The sequence below is a fragment of the Salinimonas profundi genome (assembly GCF_014750655.1).
Classification (GTDB): domain Bacteria; phylum Pseudomonadota; class Gammaproteobacteria; order Enterobacterales; family Alteromonadaceae; genus Alteromonas; species Alteromonas profundi_A.
In genome coordinates, this window is record NZ_JABBXD010000004.1 from 60,741 (window position 1) to 82,284 (window position 21,544).

General features: G+C 48.8%; 15 protein-coding genes. 1 reads left to right on the top strand and 14 read right to left on the bottom strand.

Annotation, left to right across the window (positions count from 1 at the left end; all coding sequences use genetic code 11):
* Nucleotides 1-14 precede the first annotated feature (14 nt).
* The 7 genes from HHX48_RS09180 to HHX48_RS09210 all read right to left on the bottom strand — a co-directional run bounded on the left by HHX48_RS09180 (nucleotide 15) and on the right by HHX48_RS09210 (nucleotide 12,876).
* Nucleotides 15-1,190, bottom strand: a complete 1,176-nt coding sequence (locus tag HHX48_RS09180; RefSeq protein WP_191024399.1) for a glycoside hydrolase family 43 protein — start codon at nucleotides 1,188-1,190, stop codon at nucleotides 15-17.
* A 211-nt stretch (nucleotides 1,191-1,401) separates the two neighbouring features.
* Nucleotides 1,402-2,181 (bottom strand): LytR/AlgR family response regulator transcription factor, encoded by a 780-nt coding sequence (locus tag HHX48_RS09185; protein ID WP_191024400.1) that lies wholly within the window; start codon nucleotides 2,179-2,181, stop codon nucleotides 1,402-1,404.
* Nucleotides 2,153-3,235: a sensor histidine kinase gene (locus tag HHX48_RS09190; protein WP_223858224.1), complete on the bottom strand. Its 1,083-nt coding sequence runs from the start codon at nucleotides 3,233-3,235 to the stop codon at nucleotides 2,153-2,155. Before HHX48_RS09190 ends, HHX48_RS09185 begins: the two co-directional genes overlap by 29 nt.
* Before the next feature lie 49 nt (nucleotides 3,236-3,284).
* Nucleotides 3,285-5,816, bottom strand: a complete 2,532-nt coding sequence (locus HHX48_RS09195) for a glycoside hydrolase family 3 protein (protein WP_191024402.1) — start codon at nucleotides 5,814-5,816, stop codon at nucleotides 3,285-3,287.
* A 102-nt stretch (nucleotides 5,817-5,918) separates the two neighbouring features.
* Nucleotides 5,919-8,603, bottom strand: a complete 2,685-nt coding sequence (locus tag HHX48_RS09200; RefSeq protein ID WP_191024404.1) for a TonB-dependent receptor — start codon at nucleotides 8,601-8,603, stop codon at nucleotides 5,919-5,921.
* A gap of 409 nt (nucleotides 8,604-9,012) precedes the next feature.
* Nucleotides 9,013-11,625: a bifunctional aconitate hydratase 2/2-methylisocitrate dehydratase gene (gene acnB / locus HHX48_RS09205; RefSeq protein ID WP_191024406.1), complete on the bottom strand. Its 2,613-nt coding sequence runs from the start codon at nucleotides 11,623-11,625 to the stop codon at nucleotides 9,013-9,015.
* Between the two features lie 174 nt (nucleotides 11,626-11,799).
* Nucleotides 11,800-12,876 (bottom strand): PQQ-dependent sugar dehydrogenase, encoded by a 1,077-nt coding sequence (locus HHX48_RS09210; RefSeq protein ID WP_191024408.1) that lies wholly within the window; start codon nucleotides 12,874-12,876, stop codon nucleotides 11,800-11,802.
* Between the two features lie 129 nt (nucleotides 12,877-13,005).
* Between HHX48_RS09210 and HHX48_RS09215 the strand changes: the two genes are divergently transcribed.
* On the top strand, nucleotides 13,006-13,470 hold the full coding sequence (locus tag HHX48_RS09215; RefSeq protein WP_191024410.1) for a hypothetical protein: 465 nt from the start codon (nucleotides 13,006-13,008) through the stop codon (nucleotides 13,468-13,470).
* Nucleotides 13,471-13,504: 34 nt separating this feature from the next.
* Here the strand turns inward: HHX48_RS09215 and HHX48_RS09220 are convergent, their stop codons facing one another.
* The 7 genes from HHX48_RS09220 to HHX48_RS09250 form a co-directional block, all read right to left on the bottom strand.
* A complete protein-coding gene (locus tag HHX48_RS09220) occupies nucleotides 13,505-14,818 on the bottom strand; it encodes a tetratricopeptide repeat protein (RefSeq protein WP_191024413.1) in 1,314 nt (437 codons plus the stop codon).
* 6 nt (nucleotides 14,819-14,824) lie between these two features.
* A complete protein-coding gene (locus HHX48_RS09225) occupies nucleotides 14,825-15,433 on the bottom strand; it encodes an energy transducer TonB (protein ID WP_191024415.1) in 609 nt (202 codons plus the stop codon).
* 3 nt (nucleotides 15,434-15,436) lie between these two features.
* Entirely contained in the window at nucleotides 15,437-15,844 is a 408-nt protein-coding gene (locus HHX48_RS09230; protein ID WP_139757279.1) for an ExbD/TolR family protein, read from the bottom strand.
* A gap of 27 nt (nucleotides 15,845-15,871) precedes the next feature.
* A complete protein-coding gene (locus HHX48_RS09235; RefSeq protein ID WP_191024417.1) occupies nucleotides 15,872-16,396 on the bottom strand; it encodes a MotA/TolQ/ExbB proton channel family protein in 525 nt (174 codons plus the stop codon).
* Between the two features lie 2 nt (nucleotides 16,397-16,398).
* The gene (locus tag HHX48_RS09240; protein ID WP_397541078.1) at nucleotides 16,399-17,751 is read right to left on the bottom strand and encodes a MotA/TolQ/ExbB proton channel family protein; all 1,353 of its coding nucleotides are present in this window, start codon (nucleotides 17,749-17,751) and stop codon (nucleotides 16,399-16,401) included.
* Between the two features lie 25 nt (nucleotides 17,752-17,776).
* A complete protein-coding gene (locus HHX48_RS09245; RefSeq protein WP_191024421.1) occupies nucleotides 17,777-18,535 on the bottom strand; it encodes a DUF3450 domain-containing protein in 759 nt (252 codons plus the stop codon).
* Nucleotides 18,536-18,709: 174 nt separating this feature from the next.
* Nucleotides 18,710-21,466, bottom strand: coding sequence for a TonB-dependent receptor domain-containing protein (locus tag HHX48_RS09250; RefSeq protein ID WP_397541079.1), 2,757 nt, complete (start codon nucleotides 21,464-21,466; stop codon nucleotides 18,710-18,712).
* Between the last annotated feature and the right edge of the window lie 78 nt (nucleotides 21,467-21,544).

The window sequence follows — 21,544 nt, forward strand, 5'->3', positions numbered from 1 at the left end:
TCGATACAAGCGCATCAATTCTCTGCAGACTTTGATAGTGAACCGGTAAAGGTGCGTTTAATGGTCTGGATGCTGCCGTCTGGATTGAAATAAACTCTGTCGATACACACCGACCGACGATAACTTCCGCCGCCGGGCAGCTCGGCGCTGTGGTAGGCAAGATAGGTGGCACCGTTGAAATCAAACATCGCCGGATGGATGGTCGTTGTGTTTGGCAACGGCTCCATGATGATTCCCTGATACTCCCAGGGGCCCGTCACAGACTTGCTGGTAGCATATGCGAGGCTTTCGGGAAATCCGGCAGCGTAAACCAGATAATAGAGACCGTTATGTTTGGATACATAAGGCGCCTCCTCGAAATTGGGGAGCGTGTCAACTGTATGAATCTCAACATCGCTGGTATCCCGGTCTTGCATCGTACCGTCGTCACTGACTGAATATTTTTCGCCTTTTAAATGAATCAGATCTGGTTCAAGCTCTACCCACCAAAGCTGTTGATTTCCCCAGTAAAGATACGCTCTGTCGTCATCATCGATAAAGACAGCCGGGTCGATATTACGCCAGGTATGACTCTTATGCCGGGCGGTATCTTCCAGTAAAATCATCGGCATACCGCGAGGATCCTCAAAGGGGCCATCCGGACTATCGGACACGCCAACGCCAATCGAAAAGCCAAATGCCTCGTTCGTTTGGCCGCCTTCAACGGTAGCGTAAAAATAATAACGGTCTTTTCCGGTCTTATCTTTTCGATGCACCACATGATGTGCATAAGCATTTCCCGTTTTTTCGTCTCCCCGCGCCCAGTCAAAATCTGAGTACTCAAGTACAGCGCCCTTGTTTTCCCAGTTTTCCATATCGGTAGACGTCCAGAGCCGGTAATCGTACATACGATAGTCTTTTCCGGTTTTATACTGCTGGTCATGGGTGGTGTAGAGGTAAACCGTACCATCTTTTACCATCGCAGCAGGATCGGCTGTATAAATGATGTCCCCCTTTTTACGGGTCGGATCATCGGTATCGTATTTGATAATGGGGTTGTCAAACTCAGTGGGTGACGAATTTTCCTGGCTTATTCCGCCCCCGGATGCAGTGCTCTGATTGCTACATGACGTGAGCCCAAGAAGAAAAGCTAACAGGATTAAGCAGGGTAGATCTTCCCTTCGCGTTGATAGTGGCGTTGTCTTGCGCATGTTCTACAGAATCCAAGGACCTCATTTATAAGTTAATATCCTGTTAAATTTAGACGAGAATTAAAACACACAAACTGTTACGTATCTGTGCATCCGGCTTATCTTATTTGTCTGATTTGTCTGATTTGTCTGATTTGTCTGATTTGTAGAGAAACGCACTTAACGCTATGTATTCGGACCGCTGATGCGATTGTATTGCCGGTGAACGGGACTATTTAACAATAATTCTGTCTTTCAGTGCTCTGCTGAATGTGCGGCTGGCTTTCAATATTTTATTATTGAAAAGGTGAACGTGATATTCGGAGTTTCTGAGTGGCTCAAGCTGTTCAATGTACCTAATATTTACCATGGTGGATTTGTGGATACGCTGAAAGTACGACGGTACAATATTGACCAGATTTTTCATTCTTTCACGCATAACGAACGTATCGGCTTCAGTGTGAACACACATGTAGTCGCCGGCTGCATCAATCCAGAATACATCCTCAAATGGCACAAGAGTAACAGGCCCCGCTCCATCCTGTATAACAAGTTTATCGTGACCTACGCTATACGTTTCAATTTCCGCGCTTTCGCCATTTGACATTGCCAGCATGCGACCAGAGTCCAGCATGTGTTGCTTTGACGAGATGGTTTGCCGCGCTCGCACCACTGCCTCCTCCAGTCTGGATTGTTTAACCGGCTTGAGTAAGTAATCCAGCGCTCTGACATCAAACGCTTTAATAGCATGCTGATGGTACGCGGTGATAAAAATAATCGCCGGATAGGTTTCTGGCTGAAATTGCGTTAATAATTCAAACCCCGATTTCCCTGGCATTTCAATATCCAGAAACACTAAATCAGGCATCTGATGTTGACTCAGCGCAATGGCTTCATCAACACTTGATGCCTGGCCGATAATGTCGATATCAGAAAAATGCTTAAGCCGCAGGGAAAGGCCCTCCAGCGCACTTTCCTCATCGTCAACCAGCAGCGTTTTTAATGGTGTCATTTTGCAGTGTCTCTTCGTGCGGTATGAAAACCGTTACGCTGGCTCCACCGCTGGCATTGTTTTCAGTCACCAGCCGTGCTTTGCCCTGATACATCAGACGAAGCCTGTCCCGACAATTGGTCAGCCCTATTCCGCGTTTACAATTTTCGTGATTTTCAAATCCATTGCCGTCATCCGTTACTACGATAGAGAGCCCGTCATCCATCTGCGAGAATTCGACCGTAACAGATACAGTTTGATTAGGTTGCATGCCATGTTTAAGCACATTCTCTACGAGTGGCTGAACCAGCATGGAGGGAATAAGTAACGATTCAATCTGCGCATCTGTTTCAATCTTCACATTAAGTTTTGAGCGAAAGCGCGCTTTTTCGATATCGACATAGGTGCGTAACATCGTTACCTCTTCTGACACCGGAATTTTCTTCAAAGGATCGGTGTACAAACCATAGCGCAGGAAGTCACACAGTTTCTCCAGCACCGACACCGCATGATGATTTTCTTCCTTTAGAATCAATGTGCTGATGGCGTTGATACTGTTGAACATAAAATGCGGGTTCAATTGATACCGCAGCATCTTAAGCTGGGCTTCTTTGGCAAGATGCGTGGCTTTTTCCGCCCGCTCCCTTTGCTCGACGACATCCAGATAACTTTTGATGCCGTAGTAGCCTGCCGTCCAGGTTGCCAGCATCGTCAAGGAAGCCGTGGTCCAAGTACCAAAATCAAACCAGGACATCAGTTTCCAGGGGTTATTATATAACCACTGTAACGACACCCATTTAAACTGCGTCCAGGTAAAGGAGGCCAGTACCAGCAGCACAATGTGAGCGGTAACAACGTACTTTTTTAACCGGTAAGCTCTGAAATATAAATTCCTGAGCACCAGGGTAATGGTAAACCCACACAGCGTATCTAAGAAAAGATGGGGAAGCTGGATATGCCATGGCTCATCGCTGGGGATCTTTATCATCACTTCAGTCAGAAGCGCATAAACAGCCCAGCCGCTGCATTGACACAGCCAGAACAGATGAGGTCGCCTGCTTAAATTTATCATCATACTGCTTTTAATAGATAAGGCAGGCAGACTGCCTGCCTGCCTGCTGTTTTTAGTTCGCCTGACAAGAAATCACATTATACGTAGCTGCTGGCGCTTTCGCTAAAGCAATTTCTGCTACCGCCAGGCTCAGCGGTCCCTGCGCCGATATCTGAAGCGCTGAATCTGGATTGCTATCTGTCTTATCACTGTTCTGACAATGCGCCGCAATACTGATACCAACCCACTGCCCCTCCTGCAACACTGACGCGTGTTTAGCTATCGAAGCAACGTTCTGACAGGTCGCGTCTGTACATTGTACCTGCAGTGTCACCGGTGAGGACGACTGCCAGTCGTCAAGACGAATTTTCAGGTTCAGGTAACGGGCATCAAACGCCACATTGGTTTCATGCGCTTGAGAGTAGGCCAGCACGGCACTACCGGATGCGGCATCCTTCCAGCTAAATTTGCGCCCATCTTCCTGATACGCCAAATTCACAGACTGCATTGTCAGTGAGCTGCCATCCGGGCTTACACCAGAGGGTGTCTCCATTAATGCTGTTTGCTTCCCGCCATCAGACAGCCCCCATTTCACATCGTCACTAAGGTTTCGAACAAACAGCGGCTTTGTGTCCTGAGGCTTCTGGTTAATATCCGTAGAGATGGCTTCGCTGACGTTTTCAAGCTGTGTATCATCCTGATACGTCAGCCCATAGCCATAAGCAAAAAGGGGATCGTAGTTGTCATCATGTCTGTTGAGCACATACTGATCATCAAATTTGGGCCACGAAAAGCTTAGCGTACCGGTAAAATCAACATTAATGCCACCTTCTGGCTTACTTAAGATAACATCTGCAATACCCTGCCCTTCTGAGCCGGGTAACCATGCCGCTACAAAGGCATCGGACGCGTTTAAAAGCGGGTTAATCCACAGCGGACGGCCGCTTAAAAATACGGTGACAACCGGTATTTCTGCGGATTTGAGCTTTTTCAGCAACTTAAGGCTTTTTTCGTTTTGCGCAAAACGCAGCGTCTGAATATCGCCAAACCATTCGGCATAAGGCTGTTCACCGAGCACCACAATGGCCACATCCGGCTTATTATCGTAACTGCCATCCTGGCTGTACTGAATTGAACCACCAGCAGCATTTACACGTTGTTTGATGCCGGCATAGACAGAGGTTGCATTGGGAAAATCAGCGTTTGTATTGTCGGTACCCTGCCATGACACGCTCCATCCACCGGTCTGCATCGCAATGTTGTCTGCGCCGTCACCAGCCACCAGAATTGATGCATCAGGCGCCACCGGTAAAGTGGTGTCATTATTTTTTAGCAACACCAATGATTTTCTTACCGCGTCGCGTGCTAACGCTTTATGCTCAGAGGCATTTAGCCATTGCGGATGGTCGGCCCCCAGTCGCTGAGAAGGCTTACCGCGGGAAAACACACCCCAGCGAATTTTTGCTCTGAGAAAACGTCTGACCGCGTCATCGATTTTGGTTTCAGCAATAATACCATCCTTAACCTGTTTTACTGTGTTGTGGAAAAACGCCTCAAAATGCTCAGGCACCATCAGCACATCCACGCCAGCGTTAATGGCAGCAGCGCATTGCTCCAGGTCACAGCCCTCTACAAATTTATGCGCATTCCAGTCGCTGACCACAAAGCCGTCAAAGCCCATCTTGCCTTTTAGTACATCGGTCAGCAGATATTTGTCGCCATGCACCCGTTTACCGTTCCAGCTGTTAAACGATGCCATAACCGACTGCACGCCAGCCTGCAATGCAGACACATAGCCGGCCGCATGAATATCCCGCAGAGTTTGTTCATCCAGGCGTGTATCGCCCCGGTCAATACCGCCCTGTGTGCCGCCATCGCCAATAAAATGTTTGGCTGTGGCGATACGACGAAAGCCCTGCAAAAAGTCGTCATCCGGATGGCCCTGGAGTCCCCGGACCATTCTGCCTGCATACTCAGCCACGATGTCAGGATCTTCTGAGTAGCTTTCATAGGTTCGGCCCCACCTATCGTCACGCACCACCGCCACGGTAGGCGCAAAACTCCATTCAATGCCGGTGGCAGCCACTTCTTTGGCCGTAGCTGTGCCAATCTTTTCAATCATATCGGCATCCCGGGCTGCACCAAGACCGATATTATGCGGAAACAATGTCGCGCCAAACACGTTACTGTGACCATGCATAGCATCGGTTCCCCAGATGGTAGGAATGGCACTGCCATCAACCGATGCATCCACTGATGCAACATACATCTCGTCGGCATACCTGAGCCAGGTTTTGATATCGGCCTGCTTTTCTCCATAAGGGGCAGTATTGCCGCCGTTAAGATAGGAGCCAAACCCATACTTACGCATTTTTTCTACGCTCAGAAAGCCGATCTCCGGCTGTATCATCTGTGCTACTTTTTGCTCCAATGTCATTGATGACAGCAAATCGTCAATCTGACGTTCAATTTTCTCATCGCTAAGATCAGGCTTATCCTCTACGGACCAGTCAACGTTTGACTGCTGCGCCAATGACAACTGACTAAAGCAACACAGTACAAGCAGCGCGCAGGTTTGCCCCGCGGCTGACGTTAATTTATTCATATCGATATTCTCAAACAGACATAGATAAAATTAATCCGCTCAGTAAGTGCCAGCCTGACAGAATCAGCAGACTGGCAACGGTTACTGAGCGGATTACTGGAATCAGAATTTAAGTCCGGCTCTGACCCCGTAATAGCGTGGCATTCCAAAACTTCCTTTCGCAAACCCCTTACTGGTGTTATTCCAATACTGAACAATCTCATCGGTTGCGTTATTGATAAAAGCTTCGGCATACCAGTTCTGATTTTGTGGCTCGTATTTCAGTGAAGCGTTGACCACAGCAAATGCATCGCGATGATCATCAATATAGGCGGTGGCTTCATCAGGTACTGTAAAATCCATATCATCAAGATGTTTATCCACGTTCCAGACGGTAGAGTATGAGTCATCTTTCCAGCTCACGTTAGTCCATGCGTGAATAAAGCCATACTCGCCCAGATTGAAACTGTGTGTATAGCTGATATTCGCACTATACTCCGGCGTCATTGCCAGATTGTTGCCTTTAAGATTTGTGGTAAGCGTATCGTTGGTCGGATCGATGGACTCTTCGTACGAAATATCGAACAGGTATTCCGGATCGTAGTCCCACTTCGTAATCCAGTCGTCCATTACCTCTGCCTTAGTCCAGGTCAGATAGCCTGTAACACGGCCATTAGGGTAAGGCTTCCAGTCAAATTCCAGTTCAATCCCTTTGATTGTAGAGCCCGGTACATTCTGCGTGTAATACGCAATGACAGGTTGGTTCTGATAATCCAGCACAGGTTCACCGTTGTCATCCAGAACAGGCGCCCCTGAGTCATCTTCAACTGGCGAAAGACGCTCGACATTGCCGATAGAGCCAACCGACGCATATTGCATATCGGTGTAGTCTGTATAGAAAAAGACCGCCTGTAAATTTAATGAGTCATCCCACAGACTGGATTTAGCCCCCACTTCCCAGGTCAGCACTTCTTCAGGATCAAAGGTGGTTTCAAATCGAGTCGTGTCGCCGGTGCGATCATTAACCACTTCATAGACATCACCAATACCACCGGCCTTAAATCCTGAGGCGACGTAGCTGTAAATCATGGTTTTATCAGTCAGGTCATAGTCCAGCCCAACCCGAAAATCATGATGAGTCCAGCTGCCTTTGTTGTCATTGGCGAAATAGGATTCATAAATTGCGGGATCTTCAAAATAATCGACAGGGAGTTCATTAAGCGTGGTTCTGTTAAGCCAGCCCGGCGCACAACCGCCAGCGTTTGAACAGCGATACGTACGACCGCCGTCATCTTCCTTGGTTTCATCGCTAAAGCGATAACCCAGCGTCAGATGCAGATCACTGGTAAGGTCGTAGGTGGCCTGCCCGAACAGTGCGTAAGCGTCGGTGGAACGATCGGGCTGATCCCAGAAGGATTTGTCATCCATTGGGTTATCGTAATATCCCAGTGTGCTGGTTTGCTCATGGAAATAATTAAACCCTGTAATCCAGACAAGGTCACTGTTGTCGCCTGACTGCAACTGGAGTTCAGTCGAATAAGATTCAGCGCCGGTGCCGTTCAGAAAGTAAGTGGCGCCATCCCAGGGATCCAGTCCAACCTCACTGTCCTGCGCCGATGACCGTTCCATGTCTTCATAGCCCAGAATCCATACCAGTTTTAAATCGTCGCTGATGCTGTAATCAAAGATATTTCTGAGGTAGGTAATATCCAGATTCAGTTCACCAGGCACATTCACAACTGCCTGATATGTATTATCACTGGGCAAAAAGGATGAACAGTCACCGCCATACTCTGCAGGTCTTCCACGCAGCTTGTCGCAGTTTACCAAGTCAAGGTTATTGCCGCTGTCATTTACATACTTTTGAAAAATCGTATGATTTGAGAAGTTGCCGTCTAACGGCTCCCACAGGGTACTTACACGAAACGAGTATTCATCAGCATTGTTGTAGAAATTCGACTCATCCGCTGGCGTTAACGCACGTACTCGCTGTGCATCAGGGTTGGTTCCGGCATTATCAATCCACCAGTTCTCCCGCTGAGTGACCGTTTGGCCGATACCCTGATAAGAATCATCAGAAATCACCGGCGCGTTCAGAATATCACTGCTTAGTCGACGGGTATCATATTGGTTAGGATCAAAGTAGCCTTCCAGATAGGAATCTCTTTTCAGCACCTTCCCGGCTATACGCACGGCAAACTCGTCGTTCACAGGCAGATTAATAAATCCATCTGCCACCTTACTGTCGTACTTTCCCGCTTCGAGATTCAGGCTGCCAAATTTGCCCATAAAATCGGGTTTTGCGGTAATAACATTGATACTGCCTACGGTAGAGTTTCTGCCAAACAACGTACCCTGCGGGCCTCTTAAGGCTTCAACCCTGTCAACGTCGTACATCAGCGCCAGAGCACCTTGCATGCGCGGCGAATAAACACCATCTAAGTGTACGCCGACGGCAGGGTCACCGAGCTCAGTAATATTCGTTGAGCGCACACCACGCATAGAGATAACCGGCGCCGCCTGATCGGTGGCCGTAGAAATATCAAGCCCGGGTACTAAGTTGGCAATATCCCTGACATTGTTTACGCCGTTCTGCTTAAGGGTATCTGCGCTTAACGCTGAGATAGCCACAGGCGTTTCCATCAGACTGGTTTTTCTTTTGGTGGCGGTGACAGAAATAATTTCCAGCGCATTGTCGTTGGTATTTTCTGTGCGTGGTTCAGATTTGTCGTCAGACGTCTGTTGAGCAGCGATCGATGATGAAAAGGCAATGACCACTGCAACTGCTATCGCATTGAGTTTGTGCATCCGTAAATCCTAGTGTCCTGTAAATGAAAATAGTTACTCAAACGTTCTTATAATTAACTTTGATTTAACAATTTACAGAGGTACTAACACTTCTCATATGCAGAATCGCTAAAGCGAGTCTCACGAACTACAAGGCGTGCATTCATGCCGAATAGTAAGCAATGCTAACAATTGATTTATCAAACCACCTGGAATCACCACGTTAAATTTTACGTATCGCGATTACTTCAACGAGCCGATACTGATGCCTTTAAAATGTTATTTCTGAGCGGTGGAGGCTAAGAAAGATAACATGCCGTTTCATCTTTATGACAGCTACGCCCATTCAGCTGCGCAACAAAAAAGGCCAGCTCTGGGAGCTGGCCTTTAAACTGTCAACCTGTCTTAGGTCGGGTCAATCAATGACCTGTCAGGCGATATTCAGTGTTGGAATAATATTCGCCTTCGCGTCTTCTTCTGCCTGTTTAAAGCTTTCCATCTTGTCAAAGTTCAGATAGCGATAAACATCAGCTGACATTGAGTCAATCTTACCAGCGTACTCCATATACTCTTCAGCAGTAGGAATACGGCCTACGATGGCACCCACAGCAGCAAGTTCGGCAGATGTCAGGTATACGTTTGCACCATCACCCAGACGGTTAGGGAAGTTACGCGTTGAGGTAGACAGTACCGTCGCACCGGCATCAACACGCGCCTGGTTACCCATACACAGTGAACAACCTGGCATTTCCGTACGCACACCTACACGGCCGTAGATGTTGTAATAGCCTTCTTCCATCAGCTGCGCTTTATCCATCTTAGTCGGTGGAGAAATCCACAGACGGGTTGGCAGCGTTTTACCGTAGTTGTCTAACAGCTTACCAGCAGCACGGAAGTGACCAATGTTAGTCATACAAGAGCCGATGAACACTTCATCAACATTGTCACCGGCAACATCTGACAGTGTCTTGGCATCGTCAGGATCGTTCGGGCAACATACGATTGGCTCTTTAATGTCATCAAGATTAATCTCGATAACTTCTGCGTATTCTGCATCTTTATCAGCACGCATCAGTTCAGGCTTCGCCAGCCACTCTTCCATCTTCTGCGCACGACGCTCAAGAGTACGCGGATCGCCATAACCTTCGTTAATCATCCAGCGTAGCATGGTGATGTTAGAACGCAGGTACTCAGCAATAGATTCTTCAGACAGGTTGATGGTACAACCGGCCGCAGAACGCTCAGCCGAGGCATCAGACAGTTCGAACGCTTGCTCTACCGTCAGATCTTCCAGACCTTCGATCTCAAGAATACGACCTGAGAACTGGTTGATCTTACCTTTCTTCTCAACCGTCAGCAGACCCTGCTTGATACCGTACAGAGGAATCGCATGCACCAGGTCACGCAGCGTAATACCAGGCTGACGCTTGCCCGTGAAACGAACCAGAATCGATTCTGGCATATCCAGCGGCATAACACCGGTTGCTGCCGCAAAGGCCACCAGACCGGAACCGGCCGGGAATGAAATACCCAGTGGGAAGCGCGTGTGCGAGTCACCACCGGTACCAACGGTATCAGGTAGCAACATGCGGTTCAGCCAGCTGTGGATGATACCGTCGCCGGGACGTAAGCTTACACCGCCACGGTTCATGATAAAGTCAGGCAGTGTGTGCTGAGTTTCAATATCAACCGGCTTAGGATAGGCCGCTGTGTGACAGAAAGACTGCATGGTCAGGTCGGCAGTAAAGCCAAGACACGCCAGATCTTTCAGTTCGTCACGGGTCATAGGGCCAGTGGTATCCTGAGAACCTACCGTGGTCATTTTAGGCTCGCAGTATGTGCCTGGACGAATACCGTCAACACCACATGCTTTACCTACCATTTTCTGCGCCAGTGAGTAACCTTTACCACTGTCAGCAGGCTGTTCAGGTTTACGGAACAGATCCGTTGGACCCAGACCCAGTGCTTCACGCGCCTTTTCAGTCAGACCACGACCAATGATCAGGTTGATACGGCCACCGGCACGTACTTCGTCCAGAATCACTTTTGACTTGTACTTGTACTCAGCCAGTACTTCACCCGTTTCGTGATTCGTGATCTTGCCTTCAAACGGATAGATGTCGATGACATCACCCATGTTCATTTTTTCGACGTCGGCTTCAAATACTAACGCTCCGGCATCTTCCATTGTATTGAAGAAGATTGGTGCAACTTTAGAACCGATACATACACCACCGCCGCGCTTGTTAGGCACGCCAGGCAGATCTTCACCGAAGAACCACAGTACAGAGTTAGTCGCAGATTTACGTGAAGAACCGGTACCTACCACGTCGCCAACAAAGGCAACCGGGTGACCCTGGTTTTTCACTTCTTCAATTTGCTTCATCGGGCCTTTAACACCGTGCTCTTCCGGCTCCAGACCGTCACGGGTCATTTTGTATGCCGCCAGCGCGTGTAAAGGAATATCAGGACGCGACCATGCATCCGGTGCAGGAGACAGATCATCGGTGTTGGTTTCACCGGTTACCTTGAATACGGAATAGGTGATTTTATCATCCATTTTTGGACGTGAAGTGAACCACTCACCTTCTGCCCATGATTCAATCACTTCGGTCGCGTATTTGTTACCGGCTTTATGTTTCTCTTCCACATCGTGGAACGCATCGAACATCAGCAGAGTGTGCTTCAGCTCTTTTGTAGCCAGTGGCGCAAGCTGGTCATCGTCAAGCAGCTCAATCAGCGTGGCGATGTTGTAACCACCATGCATGTTACCTAACAGCTCTACCGCTTTTTCACGGCTAATCAGTGGGCTGGTGTCTTCGCCTTTGGCGACAGCACTTAAAAAGCCGGCTTTTACGTAAGCGGCTTCATCTACACCAGGAGGAACGCGCTCTGAAATCAGCTCAAGCAGATAATCTTCTTCGCCTGCAGGTGGGTTTTTCAGCAACTCAACCAGACTGGCAACCTGTTCGGCGTTCAGTGCTTTGGGAGGGATACCTTGTTCAGCACGTTCTTCTACGTGTTTACGATACTCTTCTAACACGATTTCTTCCTCATGGTTAATCCTGCCGGTGAAGTTAACGGTCTTGGCGACAGGACGTGACTAAATAAAAACGCGGGGATTATAGCGGGTTAATGAACTTTTTTGAATGACTAAGGCCTTTCAATCTTTTATGACCGGTATTCAGCCGGTCAATGCCCATACACGGGCTTATAATTACTGACTATTGGCCGACACTTTCAATAGGGTGGCCTCTTCGCCATCAGTCAGCAGCAAAATTGCCCCGTCCGCCGTCACGTTTACATCACGTAAGCGCTGTGAAATGTCGCTGAATATGTTTTCAATCTGAGGGGGAGATTCACGCAAGTCGACCGCCAGTAAGGCTTTTTCTTTAAGTGTGGTGACTAATAACTTTCCTGACAGATAGGGAAACTGCTCACCGCTGTAGTCGATCATGCCTGAGGGGGCCACCGAAGGCGTCCAGTTCACCAAAGGAGATTTCATCCCCTGGTACTTTCTGAACGGACTAATGCGGGCACCTGAATAATCGTCGCCCATGGTAGCCACCGGCCAGCCATAATTTGCCCCTTCTTTTATCAGGTTAATTTCATCACCGCCTGCCGGACCATGCTCGTGGGCGATAACCTGATTATTTTTTACAATTAAGCCCTGTGTATTCCGATGGCCCAGCGAGTAAACATAAGGCGCTTCAGCAAAGGGCGGCGACTGGGGTGCACTGCCATCTTCCCGGAAATGCAGAATCTTACCTAACTGGCTGGTTTTTACCTGCGCCTGTTCCCGATAGTCAAAGCCATCGCCTGTAGTCACCAGCCAGGTACCATCATCAAGCACCGCCAGCCTGCCACCAAAATGCACCGGGGTGTCTTTGGCCGGTGTGACCGCGAGTACCTGTTCGATATTAGTAAGCGTGCCGTTTTCCAGTGTTGCACCGGCAACAACCAGTTGATTGCTATCGGCGGTGCCTTTGGTATAGCTGATAAGTACGCGATGAGAGGTGGCGTAATCCTGCGTCAACGCCAGATCTAACAAGCCGCCCTGCCCTCCGCTGTAAAGCGACGGTAATGTTTGCTGCTGACGTGTCGCCTCACCGTTTTTATCAATAAGCACCAGCGCGCCCTGCTTTTCTGTCACGATAAACTGATTGTCAGGTAGTGCCACCAGCGCCCAGGGCCGATTCAAGGTAAAATCTGTATAGGGTGATATTGAATAGGACTGCGGCGCGGCTAGGGCACCAACACTTACCAGTACCACCAGCATCCAGGCGTATCTCATTGCAACTCCGGGTTAACTTAAACGGTATCAGATAAAGTTACAGTGACTTAACCTTCTTAACAACTGTTGGATTATTCAACAGAGAGTCATTACACTGACGTATCATCTTATTTTTATGCTGCTTTTTCCATGCAAATTCACAGCGCCCTGCCGTTCTTTAAAGCGTATTTTGTCAGTTGGATTATCACTTATCTGTTAGCCAGTATTTTCCACACGCAACGCGTTTTACATGAACTGGCCGAACTTGATGTAGTAATTAGCCTGGCTGATCGTGTCAGCACCACCCTGGATGACATCATCGGGTTGTTGCCTAAATACGGCAGCGCCATTGCACTTGCATTGCTCATTGCCCAACTGGTGGCGGTAATTATTACGCGACGTCGCGCTCACGTCGCACCCTGGACTTGTCTGGCTGGCGCTATTGCCATGCTGGTTATGTTACTGGCAATGCAACCAATAATGAATGTGACACTAATAGCCGGCGCACGTGAGGCGTCAGGTATTGCTCTGCAGTGCCTGGCCGGTGCAATCGGTGGGATGCTCTTTGCCAGCCTGTACGGTTATTTTCAAAGCAAGCAATTGAGACAAGAATAAAAAAACGCCGCATCATGCGGCGTTTTTTTATTTATCAGGATGAGAGTCCTGCATCGAGCTGTTCTTTACTGCTTTTTTCAGACTGTACAAACTTCTTCCACTGCTGGGCAATGCCGCGGCTTTTGGGGAACTTCTCCGCCTCAGCCAGCTGGTTAAGCGCTTTGGCATACTGACCCGTGTTGTACAACGCCATGCCTTTTACCAGATGTGGCATCCCTTCGTTGCGAAGTTGTCCTTTTTCCAGCGCCCGTTCGGCAGAACTGATCGCTTTTTGCCACTTTTCAGCGTTCAGATAAATCTGTGCAAGCTGCGCATCCAGCTCACCATCTTCTGACAAGGCGGCGGCTTCAGATAATGCCGGGATGGCTTTCTCGTTTTCCTTGGCAAGCTGCCAGCTTTGTCCCAGAAAACGCCAGTTACGCAGGTTTTTCTCCAGCGTACCATCAGCCAGTGCCTGCTCCATCAGTCTGGCGCCTTTATAAGGGGCGCGATGGTAGTAATAAAGCTGCGCCAGATTAAAAATATCGGCGGCACTTTGCACATACCCCTGCTGATAGGCTGTTTCCATGATTGCCAGTTGCTTACGCTCTTCGCCAAGCTCGCCAAACATTCCCGCTAACTGAATCCAGTACTTTGGCTCGTTGAATAACTTCACCATTTTAACCAGGATATCTTTGACCTTTTCGGGGCGCTTTAACTCGTAATACACCGCGCGCTGCAGAATCAGCCAGCCTTCATCCGGGATCATGCCCTTGGCTTCATGTTCAGCAACAGCCTGGTCGATATAACCTGCCGCTTCTTCGTAGTTCTTGTTCTGGTACAACGCCTGGGCTTTCAGCACCTTGTTTTTAGGCGGGATGTCACCTTCATTGAGTGATTCCCAACGCTCAAGGTATTTCACCACATCGGTATAGTTACCCTGCATGAGGTGAAGCTGCGCCAGCGAAAACAACGTCGACATTTCGAACTTGCGCGGAATTGGCTGCTGTTCGACCACTGTGGCAAACGACTCCAGCGCTTTTTCGTACTGTTCGTCGTTGTAATAAATAAAGCCATAGAAGTTGTACATCATCGCCTGCTCATAGCTATTCATAGAGCTTTTCTTACCCTCAACTTCGTCAAGAATAGAAATGGCTTCTTTGATGTTACCTTCATCAGCAGCGGTTTGTGCCCGTGATAGCTGGTCGTAAACCTTGGAGCGCAATGTGGGCACTTTCCGGGTTTTCTTATCACTGGCTTTCTGCTGCGCTACAGCATCTGTTGAAACCAGCATTGCTGGCACAGCGGCACCGTATACCGATGCCACGATGGCTGCAGCTAACAGGCGTTTTGATAATGATTTATGCATATCGAATTACCCGTCTATCTGGAACGTAATACGGTTTTGCACACCGGACACTTCCGTGGCTTCACCGTTCACAACACGAGGCTTGTATTTAAACTTCATCGCCGCATCCACGGCTGCCTGTTCAAAAATGCCTTCGGGATTAGCTTCAACCACCATAGGGTCGCGAACCGCACCCTGTTTGGTCACAGTGAATTCAACGATAACAAAACCTTCGATACCACGTTGCAAGGCACGACGCGGATATACCGGTGACACTTTAACGATAGGCAAATATTCACCATCCCCCGAGTCCAGGGCTAAGCCACCATCAAGACCACCTTCTGCACCTACATCTGAGCTGAAGTCCATGGAGGTGCCTTCTGCGTCTGGCGAAGGTGAATCCATTTGCTGCGGCTGCATTTGCGGTGGTGGCTGCTCCGGCTTAGGCGGTTTACGCGGCTTGCGATCTTTTTGCTCTACCGTCTCCTCCTGCTTGACCCTTACAAAATCAAGCACGCTACCCTTGGGCGGTTCCGTCAGTGCGCTGCCACCCATTTTGATCAATGACTGCATCAAAAAGAACAGGCCTAACGTGATCGCCAGAGAAGCGAAGAATGCAATAATAAATCGTGGCATGACTTACTGCTCTTGTGCTGCGATTGAAACGTCGTAAACACCCGCGGCGCGCGAAGCATCCATCACTTTGATCAGTGTTTCTGTGGTAGCTTTTTTATCAGCCTGAATGACCACTGTGCCCTGCGGATTCTCGGCGTGCAGGCGCTCGATGTTGGCCTGTACTGCACGCTCGTCAACACGGCGTTTGTTGATCCAGATTTCGCCAGTGTCAGAAATCGCAATAAGCACATTGGCACGATCCTTTTTGACGGCGGTTGACGCTTCAGGACGGTTCACATCAATGCCCGCTTCTTTAACGAACGACGCGGTAACGATGAAGAAAATAAGCATGATGAAAACAACGTCCAGCATGGGCGTCATATCGATTTGTGCTTCTTCTTCGTCGACCAGGTTTTGAAAATGCTGCTTCATAATTTGATACCTTAACTTAATGCCTTATCAGACATTACGTTCAATGATGATTGCATCCTCAAGATGCGTGCGTTCAGATTTCGCCTGACGGTTTAGCCAGGTTGAGGCAAATACCCCGGACAGTGCACCAACCATACCGGCCATTGTCGGAATCGTTGCTTTGGACACCCCTGAAGCCATGGAACGTGCATTCCCTGAACCAGAGATTGCCATGACATCAAAAACCTCAATCATACCGGTTACCGTTCCCAGCAGACCCAGCAGCGGACAAAGCGCCACCAGAGCCTGAATAATCGGGATACTGCCATTCAACTGAATAGACAGGGTCGAAATCTTTTTCTGTCTTACCTGCTCGGCATACCACGAAGAGCGATCAGAGCGGGCTTTCCACTCTTTAATAGCCTGCTTCTTCTTACTTTTGTGCCAGACCAGGATGTACATCGCACGTTCGAGGATCAAAAGCCACATAACGAATATCAGCAGACCGATGACCAGGAGAACCTGGCCACCTGTTTCTGTGAAATCGCGAATTGCTTCGAGAAACTCAAACATGATTAGCTCCGCTCAGCGCGCTCTGCGATAACCCCTGCAGCTTGTTCCTGCAGAATGTAAACGATGTTTTTGCTACGGGTATTAAGCATGGCGTAAAGCAGCGTCATCGGAATCGCCACAACCAGACCCAGTACCGTGGTAACCAGTGCGGTTGAAATACCACCGGCCATCAGTTTAGGGTCACCCGTACCAAACAGTGTGATGGCCTGGAAGGTGTTAATCATACCGGTTACGGTACCTAACAGACCCATCAGCGGCGCAACAACTGAAATAATCTTGATGATGGTCAGATTACGGCTCAGTTTAGGCACTTCACCCAAAATGGCTTCGGTCAGGTGCAGCTCCAGTGCTTCGGTATCCGCATGCGGATACGTATCACGTACTTTCAGTACACGACCCAGCGGGTTCGTTGTTTTGATTTCTTTAGACTTAAGCTGCTTATCGACTTTTGCTTTAGTGATAGTCAGTGCCACTAAGCGCCAGATAGCCAGGAACAGACCAAATGCACCCACAATAAGAATGATGTAACCAACCACACCACCTTGTTCAACACGCTCTTTAAGCGTTGGTGCCTGTACCAGCAAGCCCAGGATGGAACCACCAGTAGGGTCAATACCAAACTCAACGATGTTACCGTCTGAGTTTTGCAGCGCAGACGCTGAATCCTGATAACGGTCAGCCGGCTGACGTACTAACTCTGCAACCGTGCCGGTAGTACCGTTGTAATCCAGGTACTTACCGTCTGATACCAGCGCAAAAGGCCCAATACGAACCACTTCTTTAGTAACTTTCTCACCGCCCGCTTCAACCACTGAGGTCTCAAACGCTTCAACATCACCTGATTCGGTCATTTCACGCTGAATTTCAAACCAGACCCGCTCGATTTCTTCAATAGAGGCCAGCTTTGAGCTTTTGCCCATTTCCTGCGCCATGTTATCCAAAAATTCTGAACGGCCCGGGATTTGCGCTGAAATCACTGAGTTCTGGAACTTGCTCTTGGTATCACCAGCGACTTGCTGTAACACACCGAACAACTCTTTGAGTGAGCCCATGCGGTTATCCAGCGCACCGTTTAAGTCTGCCAGTTTAAATTCGTTTTCTTCGAACTGGGTCTCAAGTTTTTCAGATTGCTGTAACAACTGATCACGTTTGGCACGTGTGTCATCCAGAATCTGATCCTGCTGCGCGCGCTGTTGCATGAAACGCTCTTCACGCTGCTTGTTCTGCTGGCTTTGCGTAAACTGCCCTTCTTCCAGTTGCTTAAGCAACGCGTCCAGATCAAGCGCGCGGTCACTCTGGGCCACGGCGCCGAAGCTCAGGCCAACGGCAGTCAGACCAACTACAAGTTTTTTCATTTGTTTAAACATGGTCATCAACCTCTTACTCTGTCATTGCCACTGGCAGCATCAGCATGTCTGGTGCCAGTTGTTTCTTCGCCATTCTCAGGCCTTTGGTAATTTGGGTGCGGTAGCTGCTGTCCAGCTCTTCCCATTGGCGAGTCTGTTTATTCCAGACACCCTGACTGCTGGCGTCACGCGTCTGGTAAATCAGTGCTGTACGACCTAAGCGTAAAAACTCAACGTCACGCTCCTGACCGTCAATTTCATGGATGCCGTTATACGCTTCCATGGTGCGGCCATATTCCATTTCTACCTGGTACGCTTCCATTACACGACGAAACTTCTCTGATGCGGCAACATCAGCGCGATCCATCAGGTTTTTCAGATCAGCTACGCGGTTCGCACGCTCTTCCGGTAAGAACGGCACATCCAGTTCGATGAACTGCTCAAGACCTTCAATCATGCGAATCATCAATGGCGTGATTTGACGCTCAATCACCGATACTTCATCGATAGAGTCGTTCAGATCAGACATTTCCTGATTCTGATTTTCGATCTGTTTGCGCAACTGCGCGTTATAAACTTCCAGGCCCTCAATTTCTTTATTCAGGGTTTTAAACTGCTGAAGTTTACTGTCAATTTGGTTGGTGATTTTATTGATTTTTTCCTGTGACTGCGCCGCCGATTCATTGATCTTGGCCGCCTCATCCACCACGGGTTTTAAATCTTCATCATCTTGCGCCATAGCAGCGGATGCCATCATGGCACTTGCCAGTAGCAAGGAGTTGAAAAGCTTCATACACTCAAACCTTTTAATTTAAAAAAATCGGTATGCACCGACCAGAATAGAAACTGCGCGTAGGATAGGAGTTTTCTGTGACAGTTTTATTACATGACTGTCATATATAAACGCAGTTGGAGGTTTCTTTCTGAGGATAAAAAAAGAGCCGCAGCATGCGGCTCTTAGCGGGATTTAGAACGTGTAGCTATAGCTTAGGCCAAATTCGATGCCGCGCTCTTCACGCAACAAATCAAGGCCTTCCTGTTCAATACGTTTTTCCTGATCCAGCAGGTTTTTCACACTGAATTTAATCTGCGAATTGAAATCCGGATAATACGAGTAATTAAAATCGATGGAGTGGAACGTCTGCTCCTCTGCATCTTCATTACCCCGTGTACCCGGTACGATAATCCGCGGACCAAAGGCGTTATAAACCAATGTGGCTGAATGTTCACCGTTAGGCGAGTCATAGCCCATTTGCAGGTTCAGCACCCATTCTGAGTGACCTACCAGACGACGAACATTGTTGGTAACAATATTCGAGGCACTGGTCGCATCCAGCGCATCAAGTAACTGACGCTCAAACAGACTGGTGCGATCATCATCGGCAGCACCGATGACAACTTCTGAGTCGGACACCGTCACGTTACCGGTAACGAAGAAGTCGACCAAACGGTTATCGATAATGCTCAGATCCTGCAGGAATTCGACTTCCACACCATACAGTTCACCAGACTCACCATTGGCAGTCAGCAGGTTTGGCGCTGCGCCCCCTACTGTACCCAGTTCAACCAGCTCGATGGGGTTTTCGATGTCTTTATAGAATATCGCTGCTGACAGGTTGTTGCCGGCTTCACGATACCATTCCCAACGAAAATCCGCGTTGCGTAGCTTCGAGCTTCTAAGCAGTGGTGAACCACGTACCAGGAACTCTGTCAGCGGGTCGATGAAGAAAGTAGTACTGATGTCCCGTAAATCCGGACGGATGGCTGATTCACTGATATTGAAGCGAAACTGCATCTCATCATCCATGATGTAAGTCACCGCCAGTGACGGGAAGAAATCATCTTCCATAAATGCCAGCTGGGCAATCTCGTCAGGCTCTACCGAGAACGTGTTGGCATGGGCCGAAAACGGCACCGAAATCTGACGGAAGTCCTCGTACCTTACACCACCGGAAAAACGCCACTTATTGTTAATAAAGGCGTCGGCCATCAGGTAATATGCATCGATTTTGGTGCCGGCAGCATACTCGTCACCGTCAGCCATATTCGACTGCAGAATACCGGCACCTGTTGCGCTGCCGTAAAAGTCGTCACTGGCTAACTGATCAGCCGAAAAGATTTCATCAATCTGATCACCAAACAGTGCGTCATCGGCTATTGCACGGTGCGGCACCTGAATAGTGATGTTTTCAGCTTTACGGGCTTTTTCAAAGAAATCTGCACCGGCTTTTACCTCAAGGTCAATGCCATCAAGCATAATGGGATAACCTAAGTTCCAGCCCCATGTATCAGACACATCGCGCAGACTCTGATACTGACGGTTTACGTTGGTCGCAGACACATCCTGCAGCTGTTGAGAGACAAGCTCACCATTGTTCAGATTGTTCTGATATGTCGCTGATAAACCACCGGGCGCGTCACGATTTGCGCGGCTGGTACCGGCATACCAGTCAAAGTACATGAAGTTGAGCTCAGGGAAGTTGTGCGTGCCTTTAATCTGACTGGACGTCATGCGACGCTCTTCAAACAGCATATCCACACGTTCAAGCTCACGGGTACCAAAGATGGTTTCGTTAACATCAACAAAGTCACGTACACGAACACGATCGTTCATATCGTGCAGAATCACGTTGGTAAGTTCCAACCGGTGATTACTGTTATATTCGTAACCCACGTTGAACATGCCGCTCCAGCTAACGCTTTGCTCTGTTTCAACACCATCGTAAGACTGCGCGAAGCATTTACCATTAGCGGTTTCGCTGTCAGGCAAGCTTGCACACCCTACGGTGCCCAGGTTAGTGCCCGACTTTTCCTCGCCCACATTCCATTCATTTTCGTAAGAAATGGCCGACAGAAAGCCGATTTCACCAACATCGGTAATAAAGCGGTTGCCTAATGTCGCTCCAATATCAAACGCGGGATCAACATTTTTTGGGTCCGGGCCAATATCCCAGAACATTGAGCCCAGCATTGCTTTGCGCTCTTCAAGCGTGAGCGGATAGGTCCCCGAACCTTCAATACCATCATCAGCCTGCGCTTTATCCAGATTAGACTGGATAATACCAGAAAGCGCACGGGTACCATCGTCGCGGCCGGTCCAGTCATCGCCACCGCCACTATAGAAAAAACCGTCAGTAGAGTTGTTAGTATTATAATCAACGCCACCGGATACCTTGAAAACAAATTCAGAAGGGATGGACTTGGTGCGAATGTTGACGTTACCGCCACCAAAGTGCGCCGGCATATTCGGAGAGAAAGACTTCTGTACATTCAGGCTTTCGATGATATCCGCAGGAAATAAATCCAGCGGTACAACCGAGCGGGTAGGATCCGGACTGGGTACACCCATACCGTTTAGCTGGGTACTTGAATAGCGTTCACCCAAACCACGTACATAAATAAATTTACCATCAACCAGGGTAAGACCTGTCACACGACGAAGTGCAGATGCTGCATCGCCGTCACCGGTACGTGAGATCTGATCAGCACCCAGTATGTCTGCTACGAATGCCTGATTCTGACGTTCCTGCAAAACAGCGGCGGCTGTGCCTTTAAGTCGTGTGCCGGTGGCTACCACTTCTTCGATGACTTCCTGATCATCGGCCTGAGTCTGACCTTCCTGCGCCAGAGCTGCCTGAGAGGAAAGTGCGCTCGCCATAAGTGCAAAGCTCACTGCTGAACATAGCTTCGATTTTGATGGCATCGAACGGCTTTTGTAAATCATGCTATAAAACTCCGTTAGAGCTGAATCTGGAATTAGGGGGCTTCTAACAGCTTAGGCGCCGAATCAGGCGCCTAAGCA